Genomic DNA, 15,843 nt, shown 5'->3' on the forward strand with positions numbered 1-15,843 from the left:
ATTGGGGAATTGGCTCTGCATGTCGTCCAGTAGCCATGGCCGCATTTCAGCAGGCGTTGGGCGACAGCCCTCTGAACCCTATATTTCTACCGAGGGATGTTTACGGACTGCGCGGCGAGCACATCGCGCAGGGACATAAAAAATGGCAGCCTCGGCTGCCACTTTTTGTGCCTGGGACCTGTCCCAGGCTTGCACTTTTGCGACTGCCGTATCAGTCTGCAGTAGGCGGCACATAGCCGACGGCCGCGTCGGCGCCTTCGCCAAAGAAATGGTTTTCCATCTGGCGGGCCAGGTACTGGCGGGCGCGCTGGTCGGCCAGGTTCAGGCGGTTTTCATTGACCAGCATGGTCTGGTGCTTGAGCCAGCCAGCCCAGGCTTCCTTGCTCACGTTTTCCCACAGGCGCTTGCCCAGCTCGCCAGGGTAGGGGGGAAAGTCGAGGCCCTCGGCTTCTTTGTGCAGTTTGACGCAGTTGACCATACGTGCCATGGGAGATGCTTCCTTCGTTGGGTTGACGCTGTTGCACTGGCAGGGTGCTTGCCCGATGCTGCCGCAGTCTGCGGGCGGTTGCCCAGCATGGCCTGCTTTGCCCACACCGCCAACCAGGGTTGGGGCGTTGGCGAGCTTCCTGCCTTGCCAGCCCGAAACCGGGCCTGGCAGATGCGTTTTCGCGTCTTGTTAATAAGTTTCAGTCATAAAAAACTGAATTAATAGTAGTTTGAGTTTTTATGGCCGCGTTTCAGAATGTGTTCAAGCCTAACAAGCCCTACGACTTTTGCCATTCTGAAAGTGTTCCATGCAACAACGCCGCCACTTTATCAAGTTTCCGATAGCCGCAGCCGCAGTCGCGTCTCTGATGGCGCTGGCGCCCGCAGTTTTTAGCGGCGCAGCCCATGCCCAGGCACCAGCACCGGTGACCTTGCTCAACGTGTCCTACGACCCGACCCGTGAGCTGTACAACCAGTTCAACCAGGCCTTTGCCAAGCACTGGAAGGACACGACCGGCCAGACCGTGACCATCAAACAGTCGCATGGCGGCTCGGGCAAGCAGGCGCGCGCCATCATCGATGGCATCGAAGCCGATGTGGCCACCTTGGCGCTGGCCGGTGACATTGATGCGCTGAACAAGCACGGCCAGCTGGTGCCGGCCGATTGGCAAAAGCGCCTGCCGCTCAACAGCGCGCCTTACACCTCGACCATTGTGTTCCTGGTCAAAAAGGGCAATCCCAAGGGCATCAAGGACTGGGGCGATCTGATCAAGCCCGATGTGAAGGTAATCACCCCCAACCCCAAGACCAGCGGCGGCGCGCGCTGGAACTACCTGGCCGCCTGGGAGTTTGGCAAACGCAACTATGGCGGTGAGGCTGGTGCCAAGGACTACATCAGCAAGCTGTTCAAGAACGTGCCGATTCTCGATACCGGCGCGCGCGGCTCGACCGTGACCTTTGTGCAGCGCGGCCAGGGCGATGTGCTGCTGGCCTGGGAAAACGAGGCCTACCTGGCATTGAAGGAATTTGGCCCCGAGAAGTTCGAGATCGTCACGCCTTCGCTGTCGATCCTGGCCGAGCCAACCGTGACTGTCGTCGACAAGGTGGTCGACAAGCGCGGCACGCGCAAGATTGCCGATGCCTACCTGCAGTACCTGTACTCGGACGAGGGCCAGGACATTGCCGGCCGCAACTTCTACCGCCCCACGGCCGAAGCGGCCAAGGCCAAGTACGCCAGCCAGTTTGCGACGCTCAAGCTCTTCACCATCGATGAGGCCTTTGGCGGCTGGACCAAGGCCGACGCTGCGCACTTTGCCGATGGCGGCAGCTTTGACCAGATCTACACCAAGAAATAAGCAAGGACGCTGAACCGGCCGCCGGGTACCCCCTTGCGGTTGGGTCCAAGAAGGTGAATGTTATGAATTTTCAGCAACTGCGGGCCGTGCGCGAAGCCGCCCGCAATGGCTACAACCTGACCGAGGTGGCGCATGTGCTCTACACCTCGCAGCCAGGCGTGAGCCGCCAGATCCGCGAGTTGGAAGACGAGCTGGGCGTGGACATCTTTATCCGCGCTGGCAAGCGCCTGACCGGGCTGACCCCACCGGGCGAGGCCATTTTGCCGATTGTGGACCGCTTGCTGCTGGAGTCCGAAAACCTGCGCCGCGCCGGTGCCGATTTTCATGCCAGCCGCAGCGGCCAGCTGAGCATTGCCGCCACCCACTCGCAGGCACGCTATGCGCTGCCGCTGGTGGTGCGTGATTTTCGCGAGCAGTTTCCCGATGTGGCCCTGCACCTGCACCAGGGCTCGCCCCGCCAGGTCGCCGAGATGCTGCTGAGCGGCGCGGCCGATATCGGTGTGGCCACCGAGGCACTCACCGGTTATGCAAGCTTGGCGACCCTGCCGGGCTACCGCTGGACCCACTCGGTGGTCGTGCCCCCGGGCCACCCCTTGCTGGCCCAGCAAGAGGCTGGACGGCCATTGACCCTGCAGTCGCTGGTGCGCTTTCCGATCATCACCTATGAGCAGGGCTATACCGGCCGCTCGCACATCGATGAGTCGTTTGCTGCCGCCGAGGTCACGCCCAATGTGGTGCTGACCGCCATGGATGCGGACGTGATCAAGACCTATGTCGAGCTGGGCATGGGCATTGGCATTGTGGCTTCGATAGCCTTTGACGAGGAGCGCGACCGCAACCTGCGCGCCATAGACGCCGGCCATTTGTTCAAGGTCAACACCACGCGCATTGCGCTGCGCAAGGGCGTGTGGCTGCGTGCCTATGCGCTGCAGTTCATCGAAAGCTTTGTGCCGACCTTGAAGCGCGAGGTGGTGTTGCAGGCCGTGTCGGCCACCGCACCGGATGAGGCATCTGTGCAGGCCGCCGCGCAGAAAGCAGCCTGAGTGATCTGCGGGGTATAGAAACTATTACTTCGATAAGCGCACGCTATGATGCACGTTTTTAACGTGTAGATGAGGAGATAGCGAATGCGCAAAACTTTGATGCTCACGGGTCTGGTTGCAGCCATGGCCTTGGCCGGTTGCAAGACCATGGACGCGGGCAACCTGGGCGGTCTGATGGATTCGGGCTCCACGGCGATGAAGGCCATGACACTGACCGATGGCGATGTCGTGGCCTTGTCCAATGAGTCCTGCGCCGCGCTGGACAAGCAAAACAAGCTCGCGCCTGCGAACAACAAGTACAGCCAGCGTCTGGCCAAGGTCGTCGCCAATATGCCGCAAGAGGTGGAAGGCAAGAAGGCCGACTACAAGGTCTACCTGACCAGCGATGTAAACGCCTGGGCAATGGCCAATGGCTGCATCCGCGTCTACAGCGGACTGATGGACCTGATGAACGACGACGAACTGCGCGGCGTGATCGGCCATGAAATTGGCCACGTGGCGCTGGGCCACAGCAAGCGCCGCATGCAGACGGCCTATGCGACTTCGGCCGCACGCCAGATTGCCGCCAATAGCGGCAATGCCACCTTGGCATCGCTGTCGAGCTCGCAAGCGGGCGAGCTGGGTGAAAAGTTTATCCATGCGCAGTTCTCGCAGGCCAATGAGTCTGCCGCCGACAACTACTCCTTTGACCTGCTCACCAAGCAAAAGATGGAGCGCAAGGGCCTCGTCACCGCGTTCCAGAAGCTCGCCAAGCTGAGCGGCGGCAGCGGCAACTCGCTGATGGATTCGCACCCACCGTCGGACGCCCGCGCCAAGGCGATGCAGGCGCGGCTGGACAGCGGCAAGTAAGCCGTCGATAGCCCAAGAGGGGACTGGTGCGGTGCATGCCGCCGCGCCAGTCCCTTTTTTTTGCGCTCGGCTCCTTTGTCGGCGCCGACCTTCTGTGCTTGGGTGACGCCGCCGCAGTGCACGGGCTGCTATGCTGGCTGCCTCATTCAAAGAGGTGTTATGCAGTTACTGTTGTTGAGCAACTCACGCGCCCCCGATGGCGGCTACCTGACCTTTTGCCGCGAAGCGCTGGCCCTTCAGATGAACGGCGTGCAGAAGGCGCTGTTTGTGCCCTTTGCGGGTGTGACGCTCAGTTGGAATGACTACACCGCGCAGGTGCAGGATGCCATTGCGCATACAGGCGTGCAGCTGGTGGGCGCGCACCAGGACAATGCCCTGGACCAGTTCTTGACCGGGGATATCCAGGCGATCATCGTCGGTGGCGGCAATACCTTCCAGCTGCTGGCCCAATGCCGCAAGCGGGGCTGGCTGGTGCGCATCGGTGATGCGGTGCGCTCGGGCCGCATGTCGTATACCGGTTGGAGTGCAGGGGCCAATCTGGCGGGCCTGACGATCAACACCACCAATGACATGCCCATCGTCGACCCGCAGGGCTTTGGCGCGCTGGGCCTGGTGCCGTTTTGCATCAATCCGCACTACCACAACAGCCTGCCGCCCGGCCACCAGGGAGAGACGCGCGACCAGCGCCTGGCGGAGTTCCTGGTCGCCAACCCGGACAAGCAGGTAGTGGCTCTGCCCGAAGGCAGCTGGCTGCGCGTGCAGGGCGGCCAGGCCCAGGTCGCAGGGCAGTTTGCGGCCAAGCGCTTTGCAGCGGGCAAGCCGGTGGAGGACTTGCCCGTGGGGACTGCGCTGGCGCTTTAAGATTTAGACGCGCTCAAAGATGGCGGCAATGCCCTGGCCGCCGCCAATGCACATGGTGACCAGCGCATAGCGGCCGCCGGTGCGGTGCAGCTCATGGATGGCCTTGACGGTGATGATCGCGCCGGTCGCGCCAATCGGGTGGCCCAGCGAGATGCCCGAACCATTGGGGTTGACCTTGGCCGGGTCGGCGCCCAGGCCCTTGGTCACTGCGCAGGCCTGCGCGGCAAAGGCTTCATTGGCTTCGATGACATCCATCTGGTCGAGCTTGAGGCCCGTCTTGGCCAGCACGGCCTTGGACGCGGGCACGGGGCCAATGCCCATGATCTTGGGATCGACCCCTGCATGGGCATAGCCCACCAGACGGGCCAGCGGCTTGGCGCCGCGCGCCTTGGCGGCGGCCGCTTCCATCAGCACCACCGCCGCTGCGGCGTCGTTGATGCCCGAGGCGTTGGCGGCGGTGACCGTGCCGTCTTCCTTGATAAATACGGGCTTCATCTTCTGGAAGTCTTCGATCTTGGCGCCGGCGCGGAAGTGCTCGTCCTTGTCAAAGCTGATATCGCCCTTCTTGCTTTTGAGGATGACCGGCACGATCTGGCCGGCAAAGCGGTTCTCGGCCCAGGCCTGCTCGGCGCGCTGGTGGCTGCTCAAGGCCAGTTGGTCCTGGTCATCGCGGCTGATGCCAAATTCCTTGGCCACGTTTTCAGCGGTTACACCCATGTGGATGTTGTGGAAGGGGTCGTGCAGCGCGCCGGTCATCATGTCGATCATCTTGAAATCGCCCATGCGTGCGCCCCAGCGGCTGGTGGTGCTGGCGTAGGGCGCGCGGCTCATGTTCTCGGCGCCGGCGCCAATCGCCACGTCATAGTCGCCGAGCAAAATGCCCTGGCTGGCGGTCACAATCGCCTGCAGGCCCGAGCCGCAGAGGCGGTTGACATTCATCGCCGGCGTCTCCTGCGGGCAGCCACCCTGGATGGCGGCCACGCGGCTCAGGTACATGTCCTTGGGTTCCGTGTTGACCACGTGGCCGAAGACCACATGGCCCACGTCCTTGCCTTCAATGCCGGCGCGGGCCAGCGACTCCTTGACGACCAGCGCACCCAGCTCGGTCGGTGGAACATCCTTGAGGCTGCCGCCAAAGGTGCCGATGGCAGTGCGCACGGCGCTGCAGACAAGTACTTCACGGGACATGGAAGGTCTCCTGTTTAGGTTGGAATGGGCATGCAAATGTTGCCTTGCAGCATTATTGCCAGCCAGGCGGCCCATGTGCAAACCGCAGGCGGCCAGCGCGCACCTTGGTGACAGTCCATGGCGGGCATGGACCCTTTGGTGCGCGCCGTGGTTCAAGGCTCGCGCACGTCGGCGATCACGTTCTGGCCAAAGTCGGCGCGGTCGAGCCAGCCCAGTACCTTGGCAGCGGCTTCTGCCGGGCTGCTGAGTTTGCCGCCCTCATGCAGGCCCTTGAAGTTGCCCACATCGGGGAAGGCGCCCGCATCGGCATTGCGCAGCTGCACCTGCATGTCGGTATCGATCACGCCGGGTGCGAGCGAGACAATCTTGGCGCCATGGGGCTTGTGGGCTTCTTCCAGCGCCACGCAGCGTGCATAGGCATCCATGCCGGCCTTGGCGGTGCAGTAGGCGGCCTGCGATGCCATCGGGCGGCGGCCCAGGCCGGACGAGACATTGAGCACTTTCTTGGGCACGGTCCAGCTGTCGGTCGCACCCAGAAACACCCCCGTCAGCGCCATCGGCGCCTCCAGCCCCACGCGCAGCGCATTGCGCAGGTCGGGTGTGGCCAGGTCGGACAGCGGCGCGATCTGCGGAATCACGCCGGCGTTGTTGATCAAGGTGATGCTGGCCCAGTCGCTGGCCTGGAGGCTGCGCAGCCAGTCGCCCAGGCGCTGGGCGGCGGCATCGGTATCGCCCAGGTCCTGCTCCCACTGGATGAGCTGGTCCGGCGATGGAGCGGCAGCGGCCAGCGCGCTGGAGCTGCGGCGGGCAATGCTCAGCACGGTATGGCCCTTGGCCAGAAGTTGCTGGCCCATGGCCAGGCCCATGCCGCGCGAGCCGCCGGTGAGGATGGTGAGGTGTTTGGTGGTCATAACCGGCTATCGTAACGGCAGTTGGGCCTGGGCGTTACGGCGTTTTTCCCGGTGGCCTGCACAAGCGCGGCGGCTTGGTTAGGATGGGCAGCTTTGGAATCACAAAGACAAAGGAAGCACAGCATGAACCAACCCAAAGTAGCCATCGTGATCGCCGGTGGATCCGGCATGGGCGCAGCGGCAGCACGCCAGTTGCACCAGGCCGGGTATGCGCTGGGGATTATGTCGTCCTCGGGCAAGGGTGAGGCGCTGGCCCGGGAGCTGGGCGGAGTGGGCGTGACGGGCTCCAACCAGAATGTGGCCGACATGCAAAAGCTGGTGGATGCGGTGATGGCGCGCTATGGCCGCATCGATGTGCTGGTCAATGGTGCCGGCCACGGCCCCAAGGGCGATCTGCTGTCGATCAGCGATGAGGACTGGATCAAGGGCCTGGAGGTGTACTTTCTGAACGTGGTGCGCGCCACGCGCCTGGTTGCGCCCATTATGCAAAAGCAGGGCGGCGGCGCCATCATCAATATTTCGTCGGCCTGGGCGTTTGAGCCGGCAGCGCTGTTCCCTACCTCTGCCATGGCACGCTCCGGGCTGGCGGCCTTCACCAAGATCTTCTGCGACGAATACGGCAAGCACAACATCCGCATGAACAATGTGCTGCCCGGCTGGATCGACAGCCTGCCCAAGAAGGACGAGCGCCAGGCAGCGGTGCCACTGCAGCGTTACGGCAAGGCCGACGAGATTGGCGCCACCGTGGCCTTTTTGGCCTCCGAGGGGGCGGCCTATATCACCGGCCAGAACATCCGCGTGGATGGCGGCCTGATGCGCCACGTTTAAGACGATCCGGCCGTTCCAGCACGGCCGTTAGAAATCAGCCGCCAGCCGGCAGTCCAGCCACTGGCCGGTCACCGGGTGTTCAAAGCCCAGCTGCTGCGCCTGCAGCAGCAGGCGTGGCGCCATCGCCTGCACTGCGGCGCTGGCATACAGGCCATCACCCAGCATTGCATGGCCGATGGCCTGCATATGCAGGCGCAGCTGGTGGGTGCGGCCGGTCAGCGGCTCCAGCCACAGGCGCGTGCTGCCGGCAGGGATGGCGGGCAGGGCGGCCGCTTCCTCCGCATTCATCGCCCGCCACCAGGTCTGGCTGGGCTTGCCCATCTCCCCATCCACCCGCTGCAAAGGGCGGCGCTCCCAGTCGGCGGTCAGTGGCAGATCGACCAGGCTCCAGCGGTGGCCATCCTGCGGCATCGCGGCATGCAGCGCATGGCTGGGTGGCAGCGGTTGTGCAGCGGGGCTGCCGCAGACGACGGCGGTATAGCGCTTGCGCACGGCGCGGGCCGCAAAGGCATCGCCCAGCGCACGCTGCACGGCCAGGCTGCGCGCCATCACCACCAGGCCCGAGGTGGGCTGGTCCAGCCGGTGCACCACCAGCGCATCGGGCCATTGCTGCTGGGCCCGGGCGCTCAGGCAGTCCTGCTTGTCTTCTCCCCGGCCGGGCACGCACAACAGGCCCGATGGCTTGTTCAGCACCAGCAGGTGTTCGTCGATGTAGTCGGGGATCAGCATGGGATGGGGGTGAGAGCGCAGCACCCGATTCTAAGTGCTGCAGCCTAGGTGACAGCGCGCGCTGCGCACTGCGCGCGCCTGCCTGTACTGTATGCCTCGTCATAAGCTGCAGGCATTTGCTCATGCAGCCCGCTGGCAGTGCGGGTTGCTACGATGCCCTTTGCCGCGCGCACGCGCTATAAAAACAGATGCATGCCGGTGATGGTATGTGCAGTCTTGACTGCGCGCCGCCACTGGCCATACCACAAGGAGACCCAATGCTAGGCCTGATGCAAAAGCAGCAACTGCTGACCTCCAACCTGCTGGAGTTTGCGGAGCGTTACCACCGCGATACCGAAATCGTCTCGCGCCGAGTGGAAGGTGATATCCACCGCTACACCTATGGCGATTTTGCGCAGCGCGCCCGGCAGTTGGCGCAGACCCTGGATGGCATGGGGCTGGCCGCAGGGACGCGCGTGGCGAGCCTGGCCTGGAATGGCTACCGCCATATGGAGCTGTACTACGGCGTGGGCGGCTCGGGCCGGGTCATCCATACCTTGAACCCCAGGCTGCACCCGGACCAGGTGGTCTGGATCGTCAACCATGCCGAAGACGAGGTTCTGTGCTTTGACAGCTGCTTTTTGCCCATTGTGCAGGCCATTCACGCGCGCTGCCCTACGGTGCGCCAATGGGTGGCGCTGTGCGATGCCGACCAGTTGCCTGCCGATGCCGGCATCTCGGGCCTGGTCGCTTATGAAGCCTGGATTGCCGGCGCCAACGGCGCCTACCAGTGGCCCGAGTTTGACGAAAACACCGCCTGCGGTATGTGCTACACCAGCGGCACCACGGGCAACCCCAAGGCGGTGCTGTACTCGCACCGCAGCACCGTCTTGCATGCCTATGGCGCCTCGCTGCCCGATGTGATGGATATCTCCTCGCGCGATGTGGTGCTGCCCGTGGTGCCGATGTTCCACGTCAACGCCTGGGGCCTGCCGTTTTCCGGGCCGCTCAATGGTGCCAAGCTGGTGTTTCCCGGCCCGGCGCTCGATGGCCCCTCGGTCTACGCGCTGATGGAGGCCGAGAAGGTGACCTTTGCCGCCGGCGTGCCCACCGTCTGGCAGATGCTGCTGAGCCATGTGCAAAGCCAGGGCCTGCGCTTTAGCAGCCTGCAGCGCACCATCATTGGCGGCTCGGCCTGCCCGCCAGCGATGATCAAGACCTTCCAGGAAGACTATGGCGTCACCGTGCTGCATGCCTGGGGCATGACCGAGCTCAGCCCCCTGGGGACCGTCTGCACCTTGAAGCACAAGCACCTGGAGCTGCCGGCCGACACCCAGGCGCAGCTGCTGGCCAAGCAGGGCCGGGTCATCTTTGGCGTGGACATGAAGATCGTTGGCGACGATGGCCAGGACCAGCCCTGGGATGGCAAGACCTATGGCGACCTGCTGGTGCGCGGCCCCTGGGTGGTGGCGGACTACTACCGCAGCGAGGGCGCCTCGCCGCTGGTCACTGATGCAGAGGGGCGCGACTGGTTTCCCACTGGTGACGTGGCCACCATCGATGCCGATGGCTTTATGCAGATCACCGACCGCAGCAAGGATGTGATCAAGTCCGGCGGTGAATGGATCAGCTCCATCGATATCGAGAACATTGCGATGGCGCACCCGGCCGTCGCGATGGCTGCCTGCGTGGGCATGCCCCATCCCAAGTGGGACGAGCGGCCGGTGGTGTTTGTCGCGCTCAAGAAGGGCTCCGCTGTCAGCGAGCAGGACTTGCTCGCCTTCTACCAGGGCAAGATGGCCAAGTGGCAGATCCCCGATGCCGTGATCTTTGTGGAGGCCATTCCGCTGGGCGCCACTGGCAAGATGCTCAAGACCCGGCTGCGTGAGCAGTTCAAGGACTATGTGCTGCCAGCCTGATGGCTGCATTTTGAATGACTCGCTGAACGACTTTTTCAGCCCTACCAGGAGGCCTTTGCATGACGCGCAAGATTGGGCAATTATTGGATCTGACCGGCAAGACGGCCCTGATCACCGGCGGCTCACGTGGCCTGGGGCTGCAGCTGGCCCATGCGCTGGGCGAGGCCGGTGCCAAGGTGGTGGTGACCAGCCGCAAGGCCAGTGAGCTGGAGGCCGCGGTGGCGGAGCTGAGCGGCGCTGGCATCGATGCGCGCTGGATCGCCGCCGACTGCGCGGTCGACAGCGAGATCGAGCGCCTGGCCATCGAGGTGCTGGGGCGCGTGGGCGATGTGGACATTTTGGTCAACAACGCCGGTGCCAGCTGGGGGGCGCCGGCAGAAGACCACCCGGCTGCCGCCTGGGACAAGGTGATGAACCTGAATGTGCGTGGCTATTTTCTGCTGTCGCAGCAGCTGGCCAAGCGCTGCATGATTGCGCGCCGGCAGGGCGCCATCATCAACCTGGCATCGATTGCCGGGCTGGGCGGCAACCCGGTGGGCATGAAGACCATCGCCTACAACACCAGCAAGGGCGCGGTCATCAATTTCACCCGCGCGCTCGCTGCCGAATGGGGGCATTACGGCATCCGCGTCAATGCCATCGCGCCGGGTTTTTTCCGCACCAAGATGGCCAATGGCCTTATTGACCAGATCGGCGAGGATGCGATGACGGCCGGCGTGCCGCTGGGGCGCCTGGGCGGGGATGATGATTTGAAGGGCGCTGCCGTGCTGCTGGCCAGCGATGCGGGCAAACACATCACCGGCCAATGCCTGGCCGTTGATGGCGGCGTCAGCATTGTCACTGCGGGTTGATGCGGGCAGCCTGAACCGGTCAGGCTGGCCGGGTACTTCGATGGGCTGCCCACAAAGGGCAGCCCCCTGTATCAGCTGTGGTCCGTCTGGGCCAGGTAGAACCACTCGCGGTTCACTGCGGCATCGGGCTGGGGGAAGATCACGCAGCCATCGAAGGGCGCCAGAATCTGGCTGCTATCGGCGCGGGTCGCGAGCAGGTCACCCTGGCTGAACGGATCAAAGTTCTGCCACTCCTTTTGCATGCGGTCATCGGCGCTTTGGCGCATGAACACCTGGCGCATATGGTGGGTGGTGTACTGGGCGACGGGCTCGACGGTCACATCGGCCATCTCCAGCAGGGCCAGCACGCCAGCGATGCAGCGGTCGGCCACCTCGATGGCCTGGGGCTCTTCGTGTGAGCCCGACTCCACGGTGATCGCGTAGCCCCCCCGGCTGCGCATGAACTCATTGGTGCCGATGCCATGCTCGGGACGAATCGCGCCGCCGCTGGCCTTGACGGCTTGCTCATACACCTCCAGCCAGCCTTGCACGATGACGGGCAGGCCCACGGCCTTGGCAAAGGCCTCTTCCTCTTGCTGGCGGGCAAAGGGCTCCAGCGTGCCAGTGTTGTTGAGCGGGCCGGTCATCGCAAAGGCCCGGCCTTCGCCGCTGTAGGAGTGCAGATCGAGCAGCGCATCATGGCTCTCCAGCAGCGGTGCCAGTGCATTGACCATATGGTCTTCAAAGTTCTGCGGCTTGGCCTGGGGCACAAAGTTGCGGTTGAGGTTGCGGTCACCTTCGCGCTCGTTCTTGATAAAGGCCTTGGGGTTGGCCACGGGCACCATGGTGAGGCGCCCGCGCTTGAGGCGCACCTGGCCGGATTCAAAGCGCTCGATCCAGCGGCGGATCGCATGCGTGCCACTTTGCTCATTGCCATGCACGGCGCCAAAGATCAGCAGCGAGGGGCCCGGCACGGCCGACGCCCAGCCATAGCTGCGCAGCGCAGCCGGTTGCTCGGCAGAAGGGCTGTGGTCCTGTTGCGGGATATGGAAGCGAGAGACGGTCATTGCAGTTTTCCGGTGTGATGGCCTGCCAGCCCGGGCCGCTGCGTCACAAGCCTTGCATCCCGCCAGGGGCTGTCGCACCAGAGCAGGGCGCAAGGTTTATACCCACAACCGTGGGGCAGGGGGCGGCGTGTGCCATTGGCCCCAGCGCGTGGGTGCCAGCAGCCATCCTACCGCATAGTGCGCTGCAGGCGGCCGATTCTGCTATCAATTTTGATACGCAAAGCAACGGTTACTTAATCAGCTCGGTGCGCCGGGCAGCCAAAAACGAAAAAGGCTGCCGAGGCAGCCTTTGCGAGAGCGTGGGCCATTTAGCCCAGCACGCTTATGCGGCGCGGGTGAACACCAGGTCCCAGACACCATGGCCCAGACGCAAGCCCCGGTTTTCGAACTTGGTCAGCGGGCGGTACTCAGGCTGCGGCGCGTAGCCGTCGGCCGTGTTCTTCAGGTCGGGGTTGGCCGAGAGCACCTCGAGCATCTGCTCGGCATAGGGCTGCCAGTCGGTGGCGCAGTGGATATAGCCACCGGGCTTCAAATGGGCGACGAGCTGGGCCACAAACGGCGCCTGGATCAGGCGGCGCTTGTTGTGCTTTTTCTTGTGCCAGGGATCAGGGAAGAACACATGGATGCCGTCGAGCGAGCCCGGCTGCAGCATGTTCTCCAGCACTTCCACGGCGTCGTGCTGGAAGATGCGGATATTGGTGATGTCCTGCTCGCCAATGCGCTTGAGCAGCGCGCCCACGCCCGGCTCATGCACTTCGCAGCACAGAAAGTTGTCGTCCGGGCGAACGCGGGCGATGTGCGCGGTGGCCTCGCCCATGCCAAAGCCGATTTCCAGAATCACCTTGGCCTGGCGGCCAAAGGCGGCCTCGGCATTGAAGGCCTCGCCGGTGTAGGGCAGTACATAGCGGGTGCCCAGCGTCTCAAAGGCCTTGGCCTGTCCGGTGGTGGTGCGGCCTGCGCGGCGCACGTAGGAGCGGATGGTCTTGGGATGGGCCACATCCGCAGGCGCATGGCCGGGCGCACTGCTGGCATCGCGTGCGTTGGTGATGATGGGCTCGGGCACGGGGCCAGCAGCAGGCGTCGAAGAAGATTGCATGGTCATGGAGGTGCCGCTCAGCACAAGCGGCAGGGGTGGCGCTTGCCCGGCAAGGGGCGCTGGGCCGCGTCAAAAAAGGGGCTATTGTAGATTTTTCCAGTCTGCAATGGCAAAACGCTGGGCAATCGCCGTGTGCGCCCGCTGCCATCTGGCTGCAAAGTCGCTGCCTATAATGCCCTTTTCAATGTGACGTCTGTCGTGATTGCAGGTCTGTGTGCGACAGGAAACACGGGGTAGGGGCTCGGGAGCGCAGCATGCGCCTGGCCGCTTTCTGCCCCATGGGTTCCGGTATGGGCCTGCCTTTGCGCCAGCATCTGGAGCAGCATGGACATCCTTTCGTCGTTGGAGCCGATCGTGCGCGACCTCATTGCGCCGGCGGCCGCGCATACCGATAGCCAGGCGGTCTACCCGCGCCAGGCGCTGCAGGCCTTGGGCAGCCAGGGGCTGCTGGGCCTTATCAGTGCCGCTGAGGTGGGCGGCATGGGTGCAGGCCTGCACGATGCGGTACAAGTGGTGGAACGCATTGCCCAGGACTGCCCCTGCACGGCCATGGTGCTGACCATGCACTACTGCGGCGTGGCGCTGATCGAGCCTTTTGCCGCTGAAGACACGCGCCGCGCCATTGCCCAGGGCCGCCATATCACCACCTTGGCGGTGTCGGAGACCGGCTCGCGCAGCCATATCTGGGCGCCCACCGGTACCGCCGCTGCGCAGGGCCAGGGCGCGGTGCTGCTCAATGCCCACAAAAGCATGATCACCTCGGCGGGCGAGGCCGATTCCTATGTCTGGATCTCGCGGGCGAGCACGGGCGAGGGCAATACGCTGTGGCTGGTCGACAGCCGCCTGCCCGGGCTGCAGATTCCGTCGCGCTTTGACGGCATGGGGCTGCGCGGCAATGCCTCGTCTCCCATCATCGCGCAGGATGTGGCTGTGCCGCAGGCCTGCCGCTTGGGCGAGGATGGCCAGGGCGAGGACGTCAAGGCCCGCTACCTGATGCCGTATTTCCCCACCTTGATCGCGACCACGTCGGTCGGTCTGATGCAAGGGGTGCTGCGCCGCGCTGTGCAGCATGTGGCCACCACCCGCTTTGCCGAAAACGGCAGCGGCCTGGCCGACCTGCCGACCATCCGGGCTTACCTCGCCAAGGCCCAGCTCAAGGCCGACCAGGCCCGCCTGCTGCGCGATGACGCGGTGCAGGCGGTGCTGGCCGGGCGCCCCGATGCCAAGACCCGGCTGCTGCAATGCAAGGCCGCTGCGGCCGAGGCGGCGCTGGAGGTGAGCGATACCGCCATGCGCGTCTGCGGCGGCGCGGCCTTCCGCAAGGACCTGGGCATTGAGCGGCTGTTCCGCGATGCCCGCGCAGCCTCGGTGATGGCGCCCACCACCGATGTGATCTATGACCTGCTGGGCAAGGCGCTGTGCGACGCTGCAGCCTGAGCCCCCGTGACCCAACCAACCGGAGAGACATGCACCCATGACCGCTTCCTACACCACCCTCAAGATGGGCGCCGTGGCCTATGCGCCCAAGGTCATCACCATCTGGGAGGGCTTCAAGGCCCACTTCATCGAGCAGGGCCTGTACTTTGACTATGTGCTGTATTCCAACTACGAGTCACTGACCGAGGCGCTGATGGATGGCACGGTGCAGCTGGCCTGGAACTCGCCGCTGGCCTTTGTGCGCGCCGAGCTGATGGCGCGGGCCGCCGGCCAGCAGGTGCGATCGATAGCGATGCGCGATACCGACATGGACGTGCAGTCGCTGCTGGTGGTGCGCGCAGACAGCCCCGCCCAGACCCTGGCCGACCTGCGCGGCCAGACCCTGGGCTTTGGTGCGATCGATTCGCCCCAGGCCACCTTGATCCCGCTGGACCACCTGCGCCAGCACGGCCTGCTGGCCGGCCAGGATTTTCAGGCGCGCCGCTTTGATGTGCTGGGCGGCAAGCATGGCGACCATATTGGTGGCGAGCGCCTGGCGGCCAAGGCCATGGTGGCGGGCGAGATTGCGGCGTCCTGGATGGTCGCCAAGAACTACCTGGCCTTTGCTGCCGAAGGGACCCTGCCCGCAGGCGCCACGCGCGTGCTCGACACCTCGCAGCCTTTTGACCACTGCAATATGACGGCCGGCCCGAGCATCAGCGCTGCCGATGCGGCGCGCTTTACCGAGATTTTGCTGGCCATGTCCTGGGATGACCCGCTGATTCGCCCCTTGCTGGAGTTGGAAGGCCTCAAGGTCTGGCACCCCGGCCGCGCTTCGGGCTATGTGCCCTTGGCCCGTGCGGTGCGCGATGAGCGCTTCTATGATGACGCGGGCCGCATCCTGGCGGCGGACTACCGGTACTGAGGCCCATGGAAAAACCGCCAGCCCCCTGCAGCAGTACGTGCCCTGCAAGCCCAGGCCAGACCGACCCCGCGAGCATGCCGCTGGTTGATTTGGGCCGGCTGGGCTTTGATGCCGGTGCGCACCTGCTGGTCAAGCACGGCCTGGCCGCTGTCGCCGTGGGCGAGTCCATCCGGGTGAGCGGCCAGGCGCCGGGCTGGCAGGCGCAGTTGGCTGCTTGGTGCCAGGCCCAGGGCCATGCGCTGCAAACCGCAACGGGCTGGTTGCGCCAGCCGGCCTTGCTGGTGCGCCGTGGCAGCGCCCAAGCCGGCCGCTGGCGCCATGCCGCCGTGGCCGGCCACAGCGATGCCAGCCAGCCCGGCGC

General features: G+C 64.5%; 15 protein-coding genes and 1 pseudogene. 10 read left to right on the forward strand and 6 right to left on the reverse strand.

Annotation, left to right across the window (positions count from 1 at the left end; all coding sequences use genetic code 11):
* Positions 1 to 211 precede the first annotated feature (211 nt).
* Positions 212 to 487: an oxidative damage protection protein gene (locus WH367_RS18900; RefSeq protein WP_027010457.1), complete on the reverse strand. Its 276-nt coding sequence runs from the start codon at positions 485 to 487 to the stop codon at positions 212 to 214.
* A gap of 307 nt (positions 488 to 794) precedes the next feature.
* On the opposite strand from WH367_RS18900, the gene WH367_RS18905 reads away from it, so the two are divergent.
* The 4 genes from WH367_RS18905 (at position 795) to pepE (ending at position 4,594) form a co-directional block, all read left to right on the forward strand.
* Positions 795 to 1,841: a sulfate ABC transporter substrate-binding protein gene (locus WH367_RS18905; RefSeq protein ID WP_021025081.1), complete on the forward strand. Its 1,047-nt coding sequence runs from the start codon at positions 795 to 797 to the stop codon at positions 1,839 to 1,841.
* A 62-nt stretch (positions 1,842 to 1,903) separates the two neighbouring features.
* A complete protein-coding gene (locus WH367_RS18910) occupies positions 1,904 to 2,884 on the forward strand; it encodes a CysB family HTH-type transcriptional regulator (protein ID WP_021025080.1) in 981 nt (326 codons plus the stop codon).
* A gap of 84 nt (positions 2,885 to 2,968) precedes the next feature.
* Entirely contained in the window at positions 2,969 to 3,733 is a 765-nt protein-coding gene (locus WH367_RS18915) for a M48 family metallopeptidase (protein WP_312987712.1), read from the forward strand.
* Positions 3,734 to 3,892: 159 nt separating this feature from the next.
* Entirely contained in the window at positions 3,893 to 4,594 is a 702-nt protein-coding gene (gene pepE, locus WH367_RS18920; protein WP_339537208.1) for a dipeptidase PepE, read from the forward strand.
* A gap of 3 nt (positions 4,595 to 4,597) precedes the next feature.
* On the opposite strand, the gene bktB is transcribed toward pepE, so the two are convergent.
* Both bktB and WH367_RS18930 read right to left on the reverse strand, forming a co-directional pair.
* On the reverse strand, positions 4,598 to 5,782 hold the full coding sequence (bktB, locus tag WH367_RS18925) for a beta-ketothiolase BktB (RefSeq protein ID WP_339537210.1): 1,185 nt from the start codon (positions 5,780 to 5,782) through the stop codon (positions 4,598 to 4,600).
* 152 nt (positions 5,783 to 5,934) lie between these two features.
* Complete coding sequence (locus tag WH367_RS18930; RefSeq protein WP_339537211.1) at positions 5,935 to 6,693, reverse strand: SDR family NAD(P)-dependent oxidoreductase; 759 nt, start codon at positions 6,691 to 6,693, stop codon at positions 5,935 to 5,937.
* Positions 6,694 to 6,816: 123 nt separating this feature from the next.
* Between WH367_RS18930 and WH367_RS18935 the strand changes: the two genes are divergently transcribed.
* Positions 6,817 to 7,521 (forward strand): SDR family oxidoreductase, encoded by a 705-nt coding sequence (locus WH367_RS18935; protein ID WP_339537212.1) that lies wholly within the window; start codon positions 6,817 to 6,819, stop codon positions 7,519 to 7,521.
* A gap of 27 nt (positions 7,522 to 7,548) precedes the next feature.
* Here WH367_RS18935 and WH367_RS18940 read toward each other — a convergent pair whose 3' ends face one another.
* Positions 7,549 to 8,250 (reverse strand): pseudouridine synthase, encoded by a 702-nt coding sequence (locus WH367_RS18940; protein WP_339537213.1) that lies wholly within the window; start codon positions 8,248 to 8,250, stop codon positions 7,549 to 7,551.
* A gap of 257 nt (positions 8,251 to 8,507) precedes the next feature.
* On the opposite strand from WH367_RS18940, the gene WH367_RS18945 reads away from it, so the two are divergent.
* Together WH367_RS18945 and WH367_RS18950 are read left to right on the forward strand one after the other, a co-directional pair.
* Positions 8,508 to 10,148, forward strand: coding sequence for a 3-(methylthio)propionyl-CoA ligase (locus WH367_RS18945; protein WP_339537214.1), 1,641 nt, complete (start codon positions 8,508 to 8,510; stop codon positions 10,146 to 10,148).
* A gap of 59 nt (positions 10,149 to 10,207) precedes the next feature.
* Positions 10,208 to 10,999 carry an SDR family oxidoreductase gene (locus tag WH367_RS18950; RefSeq protein ID WP_339537215.1) on the forward strand — a complete coding sequence of 264 codons (792 nt, stop codon included), beginning with the start codon at positions 10,208 to 10,210 and terminating at the stop codon, positions 10,997 to 10,999.
* 71 nt (positions 11,000 to 11,070) lie between these two features.
* Here WH367_RS18950 and WH367_RS18955 read toward each other — a convergent pair whose 3' ends face one another.
* Entirely contained in the window at positions 11,071 to 12,045 is a 975-nt protein-coding gene (locus tag WH367_RS18955; RefSeq protein WP_339537216.1) for a succinylglutamate desuccinylase/aspartoacylase family protein, read from the reverse strand.
* 322 nt (positions 12,046 to 12,367) lie between these two features.
* Positions 12,368 to 13,141, reverse strand: a complete 774-nt coding sequence (gene trmB, locus WH367_RS18960; protein WP_373604901.1) for a tRNA (guanosine(46)-N7)-methyltransferase TrmB — start codon at positions 13,139 to 13,141, stop codon at positions 12,368 to 12,370.
* A gap of 324 nt (positions 13,142 to 13,465) precedes the next feature.
* Between trmB and WH367_RS18965 the strand changes: the two genes are divergently transcribed.
* The 3 genes and pseudogenes from WH367_RS18965 to WH367_RS18975 all read left to right on the forward strand — a co-directional run.
* A complete protein-coding gene (locus WH367_RS18965; RefSeq protein WP_339537217.1) occupies positions 13,466 to 14,578 on the forward strand; it encodes an acyl-CoA dehydrogenase family protein in 1,113 nt (370 codons plus the stop codon).
* Between the two features lie 37 nt (positions 14,579 to 14,615).
* Complete coding sequence (locus WH367_RS18970) at positions 14,616 to 15,482, forward strand: phosphate/phosphite/phosphonate ABC transporter substrate-binding protein (RefSeq protein ID WP_339537218.1); 867 nt, start codon at positions 14,616 to 14,618, stop codon at positions 15,480 to 15,482.
* A 74-nt stretch (positions 15,483 to 15,556) separates the two neighbouring features.
* Positions 15,557 to 15,843, forward strand: a pseudogene (locus tag WH367_RS18975) (ferritin-like domain-containing protein); the annotation flags it as partial.

Source organism: Comamonas sp. MYb21, from assembly GCF_037479395.1.
Taxonomy (GTDB): domain Bacteria; phylum Pseudomonadota; class Gammaproteobacteria; order Burkholderiales; family Burkholderiaceae_C; genus Comamonas.

Coding starts and splice junctions, on each gene's coding strand:
- WH367_RS18900 (WP_027010457.1), bottom strand. CDS start 487: ATGGCACGTATGGTCAACTGCGTCAAACTGCACAAAGAAGCCGAGGGC.
- WH367_RS18905 (WP_021025081.1), top strand. CDS start 795: ATGCAACAACGCCGCCACTTTATCAAGTTTCCGATAGCCGCAGCCGCA.
- WH367_RS18910 (WP_021025080.1), top strand. CDS start 1,904: ATGAATTTTCAGCAACTGCGGGCCGTGCGCGAAGCCGCCCGCAATGGC.
- WH367_RS18915 (WP_312987712.1), top strand. CDS start 2,969: ATGCGCAAAACTTTGATGCTCACGGGTCTGGTTGCAGCCATGGCCTTG.
- pepE (WP_339537208.1), top strand. CDS start 3,893: ATGCAGTTACTGTTGTTGAGCAACTCACGCGCCCCCGATGGCGGCTAC.
- bktB (WP_339537210.1), bottom strand. CDS start 5,782: ATGTCCCGTGAAGTACTTGTCTGCAGCGCCGTGCGCACTGCCATCGGC.
- WH367_RS18930 (WP_339537211.1), bottom strand. CDS start 6,693: ATGACCACCAAACACCTCACCATCCTCACCGGCGGCTCGCGCGGCATG.
- WH367_RS18935 (WP_339537212.1), top strand. CDS start 6,817: ATGAACCAACCCAAAGTAGCCATCGTGATCGCCGGTGGATCCGGCATG.
- WH367_RS18940 (WP_339537213.1), bottom strand. CDS start 8,250: ATGCTGATCCCCGACTACATCGACGAACACCTGCTGGTGCTGAACAAG.
- WH367_RS18945 (WP_339537214.1), top strand. CDS start 8,508: ATGCTAGGCCTGATGCAAAAGCAGCAACTGCTGACCTCCAACCTGCTG.
- WH367_RS18950 (WP_339537215.1), top strand. CDS start 10,208: ATGACGCGCAAGATTGGGCAATTATTGGATCTGACCGGCAAGACGGCC.
- WH367_RS18955 (WP_339537216.1), bottom strand. CDS start 12,045: ATGACCGTCTCTCGCTTCCATATCCCGCAACAGGACCACAGCCCTTCT.
- trmB (WP_373604901.1), bottom strand. CDS start 13,141: ATGCAATCTTCTTCGACGCCTGCTGCTGGCCCCGTGCCCGAGCCCATC.
- WH367_RS18965 (WP_339537217.1), top strand. CDS start 13,466: ATGGACATCCTTTCGTCGTTGGAGCCGATCGTGCGCGACCTCATTGCG.
- WH367_RS18970 (WP_339537218.1), top strand. CDS start 14,616: ATGACCGCTTCCTACACCACCCTCAAGATGGGCGCCGTGGCCTATGCG.